12 protein-coding genes and 1 pseudogene are annotated in these 14,278 nt (G+C 43.7%); 11 read left to right on the plus strand and 2 right to left on the minus strand.

Annotation, left to right across the window (positions count from 1 at the left end):
• The first annotated feature begins 28 nt into the window (after window positions 1-28).
• The 7 genes and pseudogenes from FBF61_RS12135 to FBF61_RS12165 all read left to right on the plus strand — a co-directional run bounded on the left by FBF61_RS12135 (window position 29) and on the right by FBF61_RS12165 (window position 7,314).
• Window positions 29-256, plus strand: a complete 228-nt coding sequence (locus FBF61_RS12135; protein ID WP_138477488.1) for a DUF433 domain-containing protein — start codon at window positions 29-31, stop codon at window positions 254-256.
• A 77-nt stretch (window positions 257-333) separates the two neighbouring features.
• Window positions 334-621: pseudogene (locus FBF61_RS35525) on the plus strand (DUF5615 family PIN-like protein); the annotation flags it as partial.
• Window positions 622-854: 233 nt separating this feature from the next.
• The gene (locus FBF61_RS12145) at window positions 855-1,493 is read left to right on the plus strand and encodes a hypothetical protein (RefSeq protein WP_138477489.1); all 639 of its coding nucleotides are present in this window, start codon (window positions 855-857) and stop codon (window positions 1,491-1,493) included.
• 55 nt (window positions 1,494-1,548) lie between these two features.
• The gene (locus FBF61_RS12150) at window positions 1,549-4,005 is read left to right on the plus strand and encodes an ABC transporter permease (protein WP_138477490.1); all 2,457 of its coding nucleotides are present in this window, start codon (window positions 1,549-1,551) and stop codon (window positions 4,003-4,005) included.
• Between the two features lie 58 nt (window positions 4,006-4,063).
• Window positions 4,064-4,276 (plus strand): hypothetical protein, encoded by a 213-nt coding sequence (locus FBF61_RS12155; RefSeq protein ID WP_138477491.1) that lies wholly within the window; start codon window positions 4,064-4,066, stop codon window positions 4,274-4,276.
• A complete protein-coding gene (locus FBF61_RS12160) occupies window positions 4,273-4,656 on the plus strand; it encodes a type II toxin-antitoxin system VapC family toxin (protein WP_138477492.1) in 384 nt (127 codons plus the stop codon). The genes FBF61_RS12155 and FBF61_RS12160 overlap by 4 nt, the downstream gene beginning before the upstream one ends.
• Before the next feature lie 237 nt (window positions 4,657-4,893).
• Window positions 4,894-7,314, plus strand: a complete 2,421-nt coding sequence (locus FBF61_RS12165) for an ABC transporter permease (protein ID WP_138477493.1) — start codon at window positions 4,894-4,896, stop codon at window positions 7,312-7,314.
• Here FBF61_RS12165 and FBF61_RS12170 read toward each other — a convergent pair whose 3' ends face one another.
• Together FBF61_RS12170 and FBF61_RS12175 are read right to left on the minus strand one after the other, a co-directional pair.
• Entirely contained in the window at window positions 7,315-7,713 is a 399-nt protein-coding gene (locus tag FBF61_RS12170; protein WP_138477494.1) for a type II toxin-antitoxin system VapC family toxin, read from the minus strand.
• Window positions 7,710-7,928, minus strand: a complete 219-nt coding sequence (locus FBF61_RS12175) for a DUF2281 domain-containing protein (protein ID WP_138477495.1) — start codon at window positions 7,926-7,928, stop codon at window positions 7,710-7,712. Before FBF61_RS12175 ends, FBF61_RS12170 begins: the two co-directional genes overlap by 4 nt.
• A gap of 240 nt (window positions 7,929-8,168) precedes the next feature.
• Here FBF61_RS12175 and FBF61_RS12180 point away from each other — a divergent pair, with 240 nt between their 5' ends.
• The 4 genes from FBF61_RS12180 to FBF61_RS35395 all read left to right on the plus strand — a co-directional run bounded on the left by FBF61_RS12180 (window position 8,169) and on the right by FBF61_RS35395 (window position 14,271).
• On the plus strand, window positions 8,169-10,577 hold the full coding sequence (locus tag FBF61_RS12180; RefSeq protein WP_138477496.1) for an ABC transporter permease: 2,409 nt from the start codon (window positions 8,169-8,171) through the stop codon (window positions 10,575-10,577).
• Between the two features lie 143 nt (window positions 10,578-10,720).
• The gene (locus tag FBF61_RS12185; protein WP_138477497.1) at window positions 10,721-13,096 is read left to right on the plus strand and encodes an ABC transporter permease; all 2,376 of its coding nucleotides are present in this window, start codon (window positions 10,721-10,723) and stop codon (window positions 13,094-13,096) included.
• Window positions 13,097-13,286: 190 nt separating this feature from the next.
• Window positions 13,287-13,670 (plus strand): hypothetical protein, encoded by a 384-nt coding sequence (locus FBF61_RS12190; protein WP_138477498.1) that lies wholly within the window; start codon window positions 13,287-13,289, stop codon window positions 13,668-13,670.
• Window positions 13,671-13,899: 229 nt separating this feature from the next.
• Window positions 13,900-14,271: a DUF6249 domain-containing protein gene (locus FBF61_RS35395; RefSeq protein ID WP_310590268.1), complete on the plus strand. Its 372-nt coding sequence runs from the start codon at window positions 13,900-13,902 to the stop codon at window positions 14,269-14,271.
• Window positions 14,272-14,278 lie beyond the last annotated feature (7 nt).

Here is a 14,278-nt window from a genome sequence, read left to right on the forward strand (position 1 = left end):
TAATTTTGATAAATCAGATGTTATTAACATGGAATTAGATCGTATTACATTTAACCCTCAAATGATGGGTGGAAAGCCTTGCATCAGAGGTATGCGGATCACGGTCGGTACGATAGTTGGTCTGGTGGCTTCGGGTATCACATTTGATGATATATTGCTCGCATATCCCGGACTTGAAATAGAAGACATACGGCAGGCATTATCTTATGCAGCATGGCGTTCAGAAGAGATTGAAATCTCTTTTTTAGCTGCATGAGGATTTTGATTGACATGAATCTGTCACCTTTGTGGACAGAGTTTTTACTGAAAAATGATATTTAAGCTGTCCATTGGTCAGCAATCGGTAAAGCTACAGATCCTGATGTAGTGATTTTCGATTATGCTATCTTAAACAATTATGTGGTTTTCACCAATGATCTTGATTTTGGATCAATATTAGCTGCAACAAATCTTCGTGCCCCAAGTGTTTTTCAAGTGAGAAGCCAGAGTTTATTGCCCGAGCAGATCGGAAAGAAAGTTGTTGACTGTTTGAAACAATATTTGGCTTATCTCGAAGAAGGCAGTCTTGTTACTTTACAAGATCAAAAATCGAAGGTGCGTATCTTACCGTTACGTTCTTAAAGATCTCACATTAAACTGCATCATAGAAGTCGCCTGGCTTCCGTCACCGAACAAAAAGTGTCCGAAACCGGACACTTTTGTTATTTAGAACTGATTGTAATATGTTGATATATAGTGTTATATAGGTTATTTTTATAGTTTGGTACAATTATTCAATAGGTGCATTCATCTATTAGCCACATCATTAAACACTTATTTTCCCGGTCATGGATATTTCAGGACTTTTAAAAAAAATGACCATTGCGGTCGCTATCGGGACCTGGTCTTTGACTGCCGTGGCCCAAAATGTGAGCATCGATTTGTCAAAATTGGTATTAAACCAATCGGTGAGAGCTGTGAACCGGGAAGTAAGTATGGTGGAGAACGGGGCAAAAGGCTCGTATATCCATTTGAATGAGAAGCCCGGCGCGGGAGTAGCCTGGCTCGAAGGCGTTAAGTTTACAAATGGCACCATTGAATTTGACGTGAAGGGAAGAAATATACTGCAAAAAAGCTTTGTTGGAATTGCCTTCCACGGTTCCAATGACAGTACTTACGACGCCGTTTATTTCCGGCCGTTCAATTTCAAATCGCCGGAGGAAGAAAGACGAAACCACTCCGTACAATACATCTCACTCCCCGGGTTTGACTGGCCCAAGCTGCGTTCACAATTCCCGCTTAAATATGAGCAGCCGGTAAATCCAGCGCCCGAACCGGAAGACTGGGTACATTGTCGCCTGGTTGTGGAAAATGAGGAAGTAAGTGTTTATGTCAACCAAAATCCGAAGCCGAGCCTTGTCGTAAAACAATTGGGTAATCAGAAAGGCGATAAAATTGGTTTTTGGGTGGGTAATCAATCGGACGGAAACTTCGCAAATATCAATATCAAATAAACTGCCAATTATCCGCCAGCCAACATGAGCTGACAGCCATTAGCCAAAAAACGACATGATCAAAAATTATCTCAAAATAGCCTGGAGAAATCTACTGAAGAACAAACTGTTTTCCTCGATCAATGTGTTCGGATTGTCGGTCGGGATGACCTGCTGCATGTTGCTGCTGCTTTATATCCTGAGCGAGGTTTCTTTTGACAAACACCAGGAACATGTTGACGAGCTCTATCTTGTGCGGAGCGAAAATGTACGTTTTGGTGGGGATAAAATGGATAATCCAAGGGCTCCGTCCCCTTATGCACAGGCCTTAAAACAGGAGTTTCCGGAGGTTGAGCAGGTTTCCAGAGCATGGCTGAATTTTCTGGAAGGAAAGACCTTGTTTAAAGTCCAGGAGTCAGGCAAAACGGTCAGGTCCATATTCGAGACGAAAGGTTACCATGTGGATTCTACTTTTTTTAATCTGTTTTCTTATCATTTTACAGAGGGTGATCCCAGCACAGCGCTCAGTGATCCGCATTCCGTTGTGTTGTCGGAAGACGTTGCGTCTAAGCTTTTTGGAACAGTATCCGCTTTGAACAAAACTGTAAATATCGGCGGTACTGATGGGAATGCTGAAAATTTCAAAGTGACAGGTGTCTATCGCGATGAAAGTGCCCGGTCGCATATCGACGCCCGTTATTTCCTGCCGATGACGTCCGGCTGGGTCGGTAATTATCTGCGGCAGCCCGACCAGAATTTCAGTAATAACAATATGTTTTACACCTACATCAGGGTGAAGCCGGGTACTGATCCTGAAAAATTCAATCAGAAGCTTCCTGCCTTTGTGGAGAAATATGCGGGAAAGGATACAAAGGCAGCAGGGTATAAAAAGCACATGACCTTGCTGGCGGTCAAGGACATACATTTGTTTAATAAAATTGCAGAAATAGCAACTCCGACCACGAGCGCGACTTACTTATACGTACTTGCTTCCATCGCATTGTTTACCTTGCTGATCGCCTGTATCAACTTCATGAACCTTGCCACTGCGCGGTCAGCGAAAAGGGCCGCCGAAGTCGGGATCCGCAAGGTAATGGGCGCTGGTAAACAAGGCCTGATCGGACAGTTCCTGGGCGAATCTATGGTCCTCACCTTTCTTGCTTTGATTTTTGCAGTAGTGTCAGTGATTTTGTTCCTGCCGATATTTAATCAGTTGTCGGATAAGAATTTGCTTGTTTCTGATCTCTTCAAACCCGAAATAGTTGTCGCATTTATTTTGCTCGCTTTGTTGACGGGTTTACTTTCAGGTAGTTATCCGGCATTTTATCTATCGGTTTTTAATCCGCTTGATGTTATTAAAGGCAAGTTTGTCAATTCTGTTTCGGCTGTCACGCTACGGCGCGGACTGGTTGTTTTCCAGTTTGTTATCTCAATCGGGCTGGTCGTGGCAACGATGGTGATCCAGGGGCAGATCAGGTTCATGCGTGACCAGCCCCTTGGCTTTACAAAAGATCAGCAAATTGCAATTCCGTTGCGGAGTGAGCAGGCCCGTAAGTCTTATTACTCGCTCAGAAATGAGATTTTGCAAAGCAATCAGGTGACCGGTGCATCGGGAACTTCCTATTATCCGGGCATCAAAAACCCTCAGGATATGTCGTTATATCGTGGCGACCAGAGCGTAAATGAGGCGGCGGCGGTCAAGACAAACTATGTAGCGCCGGATTTCATGAAAACCATGGGATTTGAAATGGCGGCAGGGAGGATGCTTTCTGCTGAATTCCCAGGCGACACAAATCATAAGATGGTGGTAAACGAAGCTACGATCAAAAAATTTGGCATTCCCCTTGACAAGGCAATTGGCTCCAAGCTTTATTTTGATATCGACAATGGTAAAAATCAGGGAATTGAGATCGTAGGTGTGGTAAAGGATTTTCACTTTGCAGACCTTCGTCAGGCCATAGAACCTTATGCGCTGCTCCCTCATTTTGCCAATGATTTCAACTACATTATCACCCATGTAAATGGAGAGGATGTAGGCAAGGTACTTTCGTTTTTGGAAGGGAAATGGAAGTCAATGGTTCCTGATGAGCCGTTTTCGTACAGTTTTCTTGATGAAGATTTTCAGAGGAACTACACAGCTGACGCTCGCACATCCCGAATCGTCAATTCTTTTACCATCATTTCTATCCTGATCTCCTGTCTCGGTTTGTTTGGCCTGGCTGCTTTTGCGGCGCAGCAACGGATCAAAGAAATAGGAGTGAGAAAAGTATTAGGTGCATCGATCGGCAGCATTGTAACATTGCTGTCAGGCGATTTTATCAAGCTGGTGGCGATATCAATTATCGTGGCCACGCCCATTACCTGGTATGTGATGGATAAATGGTTGCAGGATTTTGCCTATAAGATTGAAATCGAATGGTGGATGTTCGGCCTCGCCGGAGCGTTGGCGGTAGTGATAGCAATACTGACAGTCAGCACGCAGGCGATCAAGGCCGCGCTGACGAACCCCGTGAAGTCTTTGAAGAGTGAGTAGGGACAATTGAATATTCGATCTTTTTGCATAAATTTAATTGTTATAAATCATTGATATTATGGAATTAGTGCTGAAAACAGACAGTGACGAACAGGTTGAATTGATCCTAGCGTTTGCAAAAAAGCTTAACATTATTGTGGAAAGCCGTGAGAAACTAACAAGGAAAAAGGAAACAGGTGACACGAGCTTATCTTCATTATTGGCTGGAAGTATAGATAAAAAGAAAGCTGCTGAGTTGAATAGGGAGTTGGAAAATATGCGAAATGAATGATGAAAAGATATCTTCTAGATACGAATGCCATCATTGACTTTTGCGCTTTATTGTTTCCAACTGCATCGCATCAACAAATTGCTCAAATCATAGATAATGGACCGATTCTTTCTATTATCAACAAAATAGAATTATTATCTTTTCCGGCTGTACCACCCGAAATAATCAGCCTCACCGAGCAGGCAGTCGTTCTTAATTTGAATGAACAGGTTGTAGATCGAACAATATTTGTCCGTAAAACTTGTAAAATAAAGCTACCAGATGCAATTATAGCCGCAACGGCCTTGGAGTATGATTTAATTCTGGTAACAAGGAATGTCGGCGATTTTACAAAGGTTGAGGGGCTGGAACTTTTCAACCCCTATGTACCTGAAAATTGATATTTGAATTTCCGAGGTTTCTTAGTCACAATCTCCCCGTCCATCCCTGAACAAAAACTGTTCAATTTCGAACAATCAATGTCTTTCACTTGGTTGCTAATTGCCTAAATAACAGTTAATTGCAAATGATCGTCTTGTTGGTATAATAATTCAAGGTAGAAACCCTGGAAACTGATCTGTACCAAAATTAAAAAAAGCTGAAAGCCGACCGCCGAAAGCTGAAATCCCCAAAACGCCATGTTCAGAAACTACTTTAAAATTGCAGTCCGCAATCTGTGGAAAAATAAAGGTTACGCATTTATCAACATTGTGGGCCTTTCGGTGGCGTTCTGCGTCAGTGTTTTCCTGTTTTTGACAGCATATTTTCAGCTCACGTTTGACGATTTTCATGTAGATCGCGACCGGATTTTTCAGACTTATTTCTTTTCAAATGATCCTGAAAAGGCTGGAAAAACGGCTAACATGCCGCTCCCGCTGACCCCTGCACTGAAATCGGAATTTCCTGAAATTGAAGGGATAACAAGATTCGTGAATGGAAGCGAAGTGGTGGAATATAAGGGGAAGTTTTTTGATAAAAACATCAAATTTGCTGATGCCGATTTCCTGAAAATTTTCACTTTCCCGCTTTTAAAAGGAAATAAAGAAATCGCACTCAACGATTTAAGCAGCATTGTGCTGAGCGAAAATACTGCCAAAGACATTTTCGGAACCGAAGACCCGATTGGCAAGCAGTTGCAGCTCGGCCTCGATGAGAACAGGAAGCAATATATCGTTACAGGCGTTTTAAAAGACTTTCCCGAGAATTCGACTATAAAATTTGACATGTTCACCAGAACAGAAAATCTGGGAAACTATGCGAATGAAAAGGATCATTGGGATTCGTATTCGCACAATGTGTATTTAAAACTCAGTCCCAAAACAGATAAGGCAACTTTTGAAAAACGGCTTAAACCATTCGTACAAAAGTATTTTGCAAACAATGTTGCGAGCCTTAAAAAAAGAGGAGCCAAGCCGGATGAAAAAGGGGATTTGTATGCATTAAGATTGCAGAATCTGGCGAATGTTCATTTTGATACCGAGGTTTCGGGAAGCTCCGGCGCGCCGATTGCGCTTGTATATGCATTGATGGGTATCGCCATATTCATTCTTATGATCGCCTGTATCAATTTTATTAACCTCAATGTTGCCAGGTCGTTCATCCGGGCTCGGGAAGTCGGTGTCCGCAAATCCATGGGTGCGTTGAAAAACCAACTGTTTTTTCAAATATGGGGAGAGGCGGCTGTAATATGTTTTCTAGGTTTTTTGAGCGGTGTGATACTTGCTATGCTGCTCCTGCCTACTTTCAACGCGACATTTCAAAGTAAGCTCACGCTTAGCTATATACTTCAGCCGGACAAAGTAGCGCTGCTGTTAGGGGTTTTTGTACTGGTTACATTCTTTGCGGGGGGGTATCCGGCCTGGCAGATGTCCAAGTTCAACGCAGTGGAGGTTTTGAAAGGAAAAGTTACCATGAAAAAACCGGGCTTTCTTCGTAACTCCCTGATTATAGCCCAGTTTACTTTGTCTGGTTTGCTGATATGCAGCACCATTATCGCGGTCCAGCAGGTGGAACATCTGCGGAATCAGCCGCTTGGGTTTCAAAAAGAACAGGTCATAAGCATCCCTGTTGGCAATAAAGTGAACAGCCGGCAGGCCCTGCAAAGGATGCGAAACAAGCTGGAAGGAGACCCAGGGATTCTCGGTATTACAGGCAGCGGGGTTAATCTGGGTTTCGGACTGGACAGAAGTACTTCCCGAAGTGTGATCGGGTTTACTTTCAAAGAAAAGGAAATTTCGACAGATTGGCTGCAGGTTGATTATGATTATTTAAAAACATTGAATATCAAACTTTTATCCGGCAGGGAATTTAATCCTTCATATCCTTCTGACACGCTGGACAGGGTGATCATCACGGAAAGTATGGCCAAAATGATTGGCGAAAAAGATCCTGTCGGTAAATTTTTCCAAACCGATAGCGCCGGTGTGAAACATCAGATCATTGGTCTCGTCCCGGATTTCAATCTCTATTCATCCAAAGCCGAGAAAAAGCCGATCACTATGTACCTGTCCGGTTCGGGCGGGCTGCCTTATATTTTTGTCAGAGTTACGCCCCAAAGTCTAAAAATTTCAATGGACAAGCTCAAAGCTGTCTGGAAAGAAGTAGCGCCGGAATCGGAATTCAAAGGCTCGTTTGTGGATGAGAATACTAATTCCTGGTACAAGGAAGAAGAACGGCTGTCGCAGGTTTTTAGTCTTGCTTCCGGCATTGCTATTATCCTGTCTTGCCTGGGACTATTTGCTGTTGCCTTGATCGTCATCGAGCAGCGTACCAAAGAAATTGGTGTCCGTAAGGTGCTGGGTGCCAGTATCGCCAATCTGGTTTTTGTGCTTTCGCAGGACTTCGTGAAACTGGTGCTGGTCGCGATTCTGATATCTTCCCCGTTAGCTTGGTTTTTAATGCAAAAATGGCTTGATAACTATCCGTACAGAATTGAGATCAGCCCGCTGGTATTTGTCATAGTAGGCGTCGGAGCGATTTTGGTGGCAGTAGTCACAGTAAGTTTCCAAAGTATCAAAGCCGCATTGATGAATCCGGTAAAGTCGCTGAAGAGCGAGTAGCTAATCAATAACATTAATAAACGGCCTGTACCGGCTGAATTTTTCGTCTGCTGAAATCAGAGATATTTGTTCTGATAAAGAAATTGCAAGCAAAAACCGATCGAAGGGATCTCTGTGATCATCGTAAAATGGGATCGACTGATAAGCGGAAATATGGGATGTTTTGATCGCAAGGAGCTTAAAGCCGTCTCTAAGAAGTTGTTCCACAATCTCATCAATGCCAATGATAAATTTGGGAAGTTTGCCTAATTTCAGTTTGATAGACATCTCCATTAAACTAATTGGGCTAACCATAATGATATCCTCCGGATTCTCTAAAATAGATCTTATGTGTAATTTGAGATTAGGATTGTCTTCAAGTGACCAAATCAGAATTTGGGTATCCAATAAATATCTCATTCGTACATATATTCATTTAGGTCATCAATCGGATCGTTGAAATCATCAGGGATTCCAATTTTTCCCTTTAAACTGCCTAGTTTTCTTTTCTTAGGTGCATTGTCCAAAATTTCTTCCAAAAATGTAACTACAATTTTTGATTTACTTTTTACAGAGGGAATTTCGTCGAGCGTGATTTTCCCATCTTCGTAAGTGCCTTGAATTGTAGTTAACATATCCGCGCATATTGTTTGTATATCAAATATAACGATTTTTTAAAGGATAAATATTTTCTGTTTCAAAATATAAAAACGCCTCTCTCATCCCCTTAAATCCGATCACAGGTGTTCGAAAGCGAACAATTTAATTTCGTGGAAGAGTTGTATGTATTTGAAAATGAAATATATATAAGCCTGGTATGGATTTTGGTATTTTGAGCCAGAGCACCTTATAGGCGTGCACTAAATCCATCTGCCATGATCAGAAATTACCTCATTACATCACTTCGCAGCCTGCGCCGCAATTGGAATTTTACTATTATTAACGTCACCGGGCTGTCGCTTGGACTGGCTTGCTGTTTGCTGATTTTCTTCACTTTACGCTACGAACTCAGTTTTGATGTACATCATAAGAATGCCGACAAGGTTTACAGGATCCTGAACCATGACCTGGCTGGCGGAGAAAACGGGTTCAATACCGGCATTCCTCTTCCGGCTTTGGAGGCTTTACGCAACGATTTTCCGGAAATCACAACCACTTGCACTTATGCTATACGTGAAACCCTCATTACTACAATAGAAGGAGGGCAAAAGAAGAAGTTTTCGGAGCCGTTTTATGCCGTGTCTTTTATCGGGCCGGAGTATTTCGGGATGCTCGACTATACCTGGCTCAAAGGGTCGCCTCAAACTTCATTGAAAAATCCGGGTTCGGTAGTTCTTACCGAGCAGCAAGGCCGGAAATATTTTGGTAACGCCGACCCGATGGGAAAAACAATCCGGGTCAGTAACAGAATGGATTTTATCGTCACGGGAGTAGTCGCTGACCCGCCTGCTACAACGAATTTCCCGTTTACAACCATGCTCTCTTTTGCCTCATTGAAAGAATATGGATCATTCACGAATTGGGACGACTGGGTTTCTACCTACGGTGGCGGGCAAATGTATGTGATGCTGCCGGAGTCGGTTTCGAAAGAACAGTTTAACAAACAACTGATTGCTTTCAACAAAAAATACCGAGAGAAGGAAGAGGGTGCAAAGCTGGCATTTGTGCTTCAGCCTGTTAAGGATATTCATTTTGCAACTAAAATCGGAAACTACGCCAACCGTTCGATCAGCAAGGGGATGATCTGGTCTATGGCTCTTGTCGGGATCTTTTTGCTGGTGACAGCTTGTGTTAATTTTGTAAATCTGGCCACTGCACAGGCATTGCGACGTGCCCGGGAAGTCGGGGTACGGAAAGTTTTGGGAAGTACGCGGGGACAGCTGCTCCGGCAGTATTTTTCCGAGACCGGTATCATTACAATGTTGTCGGTTGTTCTGGCTCTGGTTATCGCGCAAAGTTCCCTGCCTTACGTGGCAAACCTGCTGAACATCCAGTCCGAAGGGATCCTGTTTGTGACAGACCTGTCGGTTATTATATTCCTTCTTATACTGACTATCGTTACCACTTTGCTTGCTGGCTGCTATCCGGCCCTGATCGTGTCAGGTTATCAGCCGATTCTTGCTGTGAAGGGCAGAATGAAAACATCGGGAAGTAGCCAGTCCAATCTTCGGAGCGGGTTGATCGTACTACAGTTTACTATTTCGCAGATTATTTTGATAGGCACTTTGATAGCCTATACCCAGATGAAATATTTCCGGACCATGGATCTGGGTTTTGAGAAAGATGAAATTATAAACCTGGTCATCCCCGAAAATAATCCAGGCCAGCTTGAAGCGCTCCGGGCTGGATTTACAGCCGAACCGGGTATTCGTTCCCTCAGTTTCAGCGCGTTTACCCCCATGTCGAGAAGCAACTGGCAGACGGGTTTTACATACGAAAATGATGCGAAAGAACTTGATTTCGAAATTGTGATGCGTCCTGCGGATACTTCTTATGTCAGAACATACGGGTTGGAAATAATTGCCGGCAGAATGTACCTTCCTGCCGATACCATGCGCGAGTATGTTATTAATGAAACATTTGTGAAAAAAATGGGTTTTACCGATCCGAACGAAGTGTTGGGAAAAAGGCTTGCAATCGGGCGGTCGGCATTGAAATTGCCGATTGTGGGGGTCGTGAAGGATTTCAATACGTACAGTCTGCATCATGAGATTATTCCTTGCGTATTAACCAGTTCACTGCGGGAATACAGGACACTAGGTATGAAGCTGGATAAAAACGCGGACGTTGACCAGATCAAAAGAATTGAGAAAATATGGTCGGCTGTATACCCTGATTACTTGTTCAAATACAGTTTTCTGGACGATACGTTAAACAGTTTCTATGAGAAGGAAGAAAAATTCTTTTCTCTTTTCAGGCTGCTGTCCGGGATAGCTATTTTTATCGGCTGCCTCGGATTATACGGAGTCGTCGCCTTTATGGTCGAATCGAGGACCAAAGAAATGGGGATCAGAAAAGCAGTGGGGGCATCCGCACTGAATATTTTCGGATTGTTTTCCATTGATTTTGTCAAGCTGGTCATTATTGCGCTGGTCATCGCCTCTCCGGTGGCCTGGTATGCGATGAATGAATGGTTGCAGGACTTTACCTATAAAGTGAATATCAACTGGTGGATATTCGTATTGGCGGGTGTTGCGGCAGTAATCATAGCGTTAATAACCATTAGTTTTCAGAGTGTAAAAGCAGCTCTTACAAACCCGGTCGAAGCTTTGAAAGCGGAGTGAGGGAGAAGGGAAGAAGGGAGGAAGGGGAAGAAGGGGAGGAACTTCCCACCCTTTCCTCCCCGTTCTCCCTTTTTCCCATCCTTCCTTTCCTCCATCGTCCCTTTCCTCCCTCCCCCTATTTTCCACTCCAAAATAAAACAGCCATGATCAAAAATTATTTAAAAATCGCCCTGCGTAACCTGTCTAAAAGCAAGGTTTATTCATTCATTAACATTATCGGCTTGTCGGTCGGGATTGCGGTTGCGATGCTGATCGGACTTTGGGTTTGGGATGAGCTGTCTTTTAATAAGTATCACAAAAATTACGACCGTATCGTACAAGCCTGGATCAGCCAAACTTTTAACGGGCAAACGGGCAGCGGCGTCGCGGTATCGCTTCCGGCAGTGCGCGAGATGGCCACCAAATACAGCGCGGATTTCAAGTATACATCCATGGCGTCCTGGAATTACGGGCATTTGCTGGCGAATGGAGAAAAAAAGATAAATAAAAGCGGCATGTATGTGCAGCCTTCTTTTCCTGAAATGCTCTCGCTGAAAATGCTGAGAGGAGACTACAGTGCATTAAAAGAACCGGGCTCAATCATTATTGCTGAATCTCTTGCCAAGGCACTTTTCGGAAATGAAGATGCGCTTAACAAAACAATTAAACTGGATATCAAGAAAGACGTGAAGGTAACCGGCGTCTACGAAGATATCCCTTTCAATTCCAATTTTAATGAGACCAAAATGCTGCTCACCTGGAACGACTACCTGCAGGCAGAAGGCTGGGTGAAGGAGGCGCAGGAGCAGTGGGGAAACCATTCTTTTCAGTTTTATGCACAGGTGGCCGACCATGCAGATATCGGTAAAGTCTCGCTGAAGATCAGAGATGTGGAGTTGCCGCACAGTTTTTCCAAAACAGACAAGCCGCAGTATTTTCTGCATCCGATGAGCCGCTGGCATCTTTATTCGGATTTTAAAAATGGCAAGAATATCGGGGGAAGCATTCAGTTCGTTTGGCTGTTCAGCATTATCGGTGTTTTTGTCCTCTTGCTGGCCTGTATCAATTTCATGAATCTGAGTACAGCCCGCTCCGAAAAGCGCGCCAAGGAAGTAGGGATCCGAAAGTCAATCGGTTCGCAGAGAAGTCAGTTGATATTCCAGTTCCTGAGCGAATCGCTGCTGGTGGTTTCTTTTGCGTTGATCCTCGGCATACTCTTTGTTTTGCTTGCTTTGCCGGCGTTTAATGAATTATCCGGAAAGCATGTCGGGTTTCCTTACATGTATGCGCAGTTCTGGCTGGCGCTCTTGATTTTTTCGCTGTTCACGGGGCTGGTTTCGGGAAGTTATCCCGCGTTTTATCTTTCTTCTTTTAATCCCCTTGCTGTTTTAAAGGGTACATTCAAGGTAGGGAAATGGTCTGCCACGCCGAGGAAAGTAATGGTCGTTCTTCAGTTTACAGTTTCAATTACACTGATCATCGGGACCATTATTGTATTCCAGCAAATCCAGCACGCCAAAAACCGGCCGATAGGGTACGACAGGTCCGGGTTGTTGCAGATCAATATTTCGCCGAATATGTATGGCAAATATTATCCGTTGCGGGACGACCTTTTGAAATCCGGTGCTGTGTTTGAAATGAGCGAATCTTCCAGCCCTACCACGGGTATTTATTCCAATCAGATCGGTTTTGAATGGGAAGGGATGGAGCCGAACTCGCTTCCATTGTTTGGAACGATCGCCTGTACGCATGATTTTGGAAAAACAATCGGCTGGAAAATTGTTCAGGGGCGCGATTTTTCCCGCGATTTCTCAACCGATACTGCGGCTTTTGTTTTAAATGAATCGGCGGTTAAGTTGACCGGTATCAAGAATATAATAGGTAAAACGATCCGGTATAACGGCAAGCCCCGGCAGGTGGTTGGTGTGATCAAAGATATGGTTATGCAATCACCCTACGAACCTGCCGTCCCGACCATTTTTCTGATGGATTACGAGTGGGCTAATCTGATCAATATCAAACTGATGCCAAATGCGCCGGTGGATCAGGCGCTGAAAAAGGTAGAGGCTGTTTTCAAAAAACATGATCCCGATTCGCCTTTTGAATTCAAGTTTGCCGATGAGGAGTATGAAGCCAAATTCAGGGCCGAAGAGCGTATTGGCAAACTGGCTCGGGTATTTGCTGTGCTGGCTGTTTTTATCAGCTGCCTAGGATTGTTCGGATTGGCCGCATATACTGCCGAACAAAGAACGAAAGAAATAGGGATACGGAAAGCGCTGGGTGCAAGCGTGGCGCAAATGTGGGCGATGCTGTCCAAAGAGTTTGTGTACCTCGTCATCGTATCGTGCGTAATCGCCTCGCCGATCGCACTCTATTTTCTGAACGACTGGCTCAAAAAATATGAGTACCACATTGAGCTGAGCTGGATCGTTTTTGCAGTTTCGGCATTTTTAGCGGTATTGATAACCATATTGACAGTAAGTTTCCAGGCAATCAAAGCAGCTTTGATGAATCCTGTGAAGTCTTTGCGGAGTGAATAAGAGAGTGCGTAACGGGAATATTTGTCAAAAGTCAGGGTTCACCTGGTACCTGTTTTTACATTTCGTCGATTAAAAAACGCATACTATCTGCTGAAAAGCTGAGTTCGCAGATCGGTTTTCAGGTGTGTTAAACGTTTGTTGAAAAAAGGCCTCTAACCTACATAAACAAACAATTTAATAAATAGAAACCATGAAAAAGACCATCTTAGCCATCGCAACAATCGTAACATTGACCATCGGGAACAGCTTCGCGCAACGCAGCTACAAACATGCCGAAATCCCGGCAGTGAATAATTCCAGAGGTGACAATGCCTATGAAGAATTCCGCATCAACAAGCTGGATCAGATCGTTAAACTGACGCGTAAACAGGAAAACCGGATCAAGGCGATCGAAAACCGTTACGATCGTTTGACTTCCACAAACAGACGTTACAGTACTTACCAGGGAATAAAACGTCTGGAAGAGCAGAAGCAAAAAGAAATTCTTTCAGTACTAACCCCGGCCCAGCGTCAGCGTTTGTTCGCATATCAGAATTCGAACCGCTTCGATAACCGTTACAACCGCAGAGGATAACCTGATTCGTCGGGATTTGACGGGACGAATAAGTCCGCATAAAATAATCTATTAGCATCAATGAAGATAATGCAATCAGCGCGAGCCCAACCAGCTCAAACGTTGATTGCATTTTTTGCGTAAATGAAAAAGCGGAACGCGCAAATCAACTTAAAATGATTTGAACCCGGTTATTATAGTATTTGGTATTGTAGCAGGAGTTTTTCGGGGTGGCATATACGTGTATTGGATGGCACGTCATAGAGAACGTATAGCCTTGATCGAAAACGGGCAGACGCTTCAATTTTTTTTGGATAACAAAATATCGGCGTTCTCCACTCTGAAATTCGGGATGCTTTTTGTCGGGATCGCAACAGGTATTCTTGTCGGTAATGTGCTATATATAAACCTCGATTTGCCCGGAGGCATTGCCTGTATGTCTATGATTTTCATTCTCAGAGGTGTTAGCCTGATCGCCAATTTCTTCATCGAGCGAAAACTGTGCAGGAAACAAAGGATCGATACAAAAAAATTTAGCATAGTACCTTGCATCACAAAGTACCTTTCTATACCTTTGAATAGTGTTAGCTGTTATCACGCAAAAATCGTCGTAACAGCTTAGCGCTGAA

The organism is Dyadobacter bucti, from assembly GCF_005869225.1.
GTDB lineage: Bacteria > Bacteroidota > Bacteroidia > Cytophagales > Spirosomataceae > Dyadobacter > Dyadobacter bucti.

Bases quoted from the DNA above. Each gene is read 5' to 3' on its own strand.
- FBF61_RS12150 (WP_138477490.1), top strand. From the start codon at position 1,549: ATGATCAAAAATTATCTCAAAATAGCCTGGAGAAATCTACTGAAGAAC.
- FBF61_RS12155 (WP_138477491.1), top strand. From the start codon at position 4,064: ATGGAATTAGTGCTGAAAACAGACAGTGACGAACAGGTTGAATTGATC.
- FBF61_RS12190 (WP_138477498.1), top strand. From the start codon at position 13,287: ATGAAAAAGACCATCTTAGCCATCGCAACAATCGTAACATTGACCATC.
- FBF61_RS12185 (WP_138477497.1), top strand. From the start codon at position 10,721: ATGATCAAAAATTATTTAAAAATCGCCCTGCGTAACCTGTCTAAAAGC.
- FBF61_RS12180 (WP_138477496.1), top strand. From the start codon at position 8,169: ATGATCAGAAATTACCTCATTACATCACTTCGCAGCCTGCGCCGCAAT.
- FBF61_RS12170 (WP_138477494.1), bottom strand. From the start codon at position 7,713: ATGAGATATTTATTGGATACCCAAATTCTGATTTGGTCACTTGAAGAC.
- FBF61_RS12135 (WP_138477488.1), top strand. From the start codon at position 29: ATGGAATTAGATCGTATTACATTTAACCCTCAAATGATGGGTGGAAAG.
- FBF61_RS35395 (WP_310590268.1), top strand. From the start codon at position 13,900: ATGGCACGTCATAGAGAACGTATAGCCTTGATCGAAAACGGGCAGACG.
- FBF61_RS12165 (WP_138477493.1), top strand. From the start codon at position 4,894: ATGTTCAGAAACTACTTTAAAATTGCAGTCCGCAATCTGTGGAAAAAT.
- FBF61_RS12160 (WP_138477492.1), top strand. From the start codon at position 4,273: ATGATGAAAAGATATCTTCTAGATACGAATGCCATCATTGACTTTTGC.
- FBF61_RS12145 (WP_138477489.1), top strand. From the start codon at position 855: ATGACCATTGCGGTCGCTATCGGGACCTGGTCTTTGACTGCCGTGGCC.
- FBF61_RS12175 (WP_138477495.1), bottom strand. From the start codon at position 7,928: ATGTTAACTACAATTCAAGGCACTTACGAAGATGGGAAAATCACGCTC.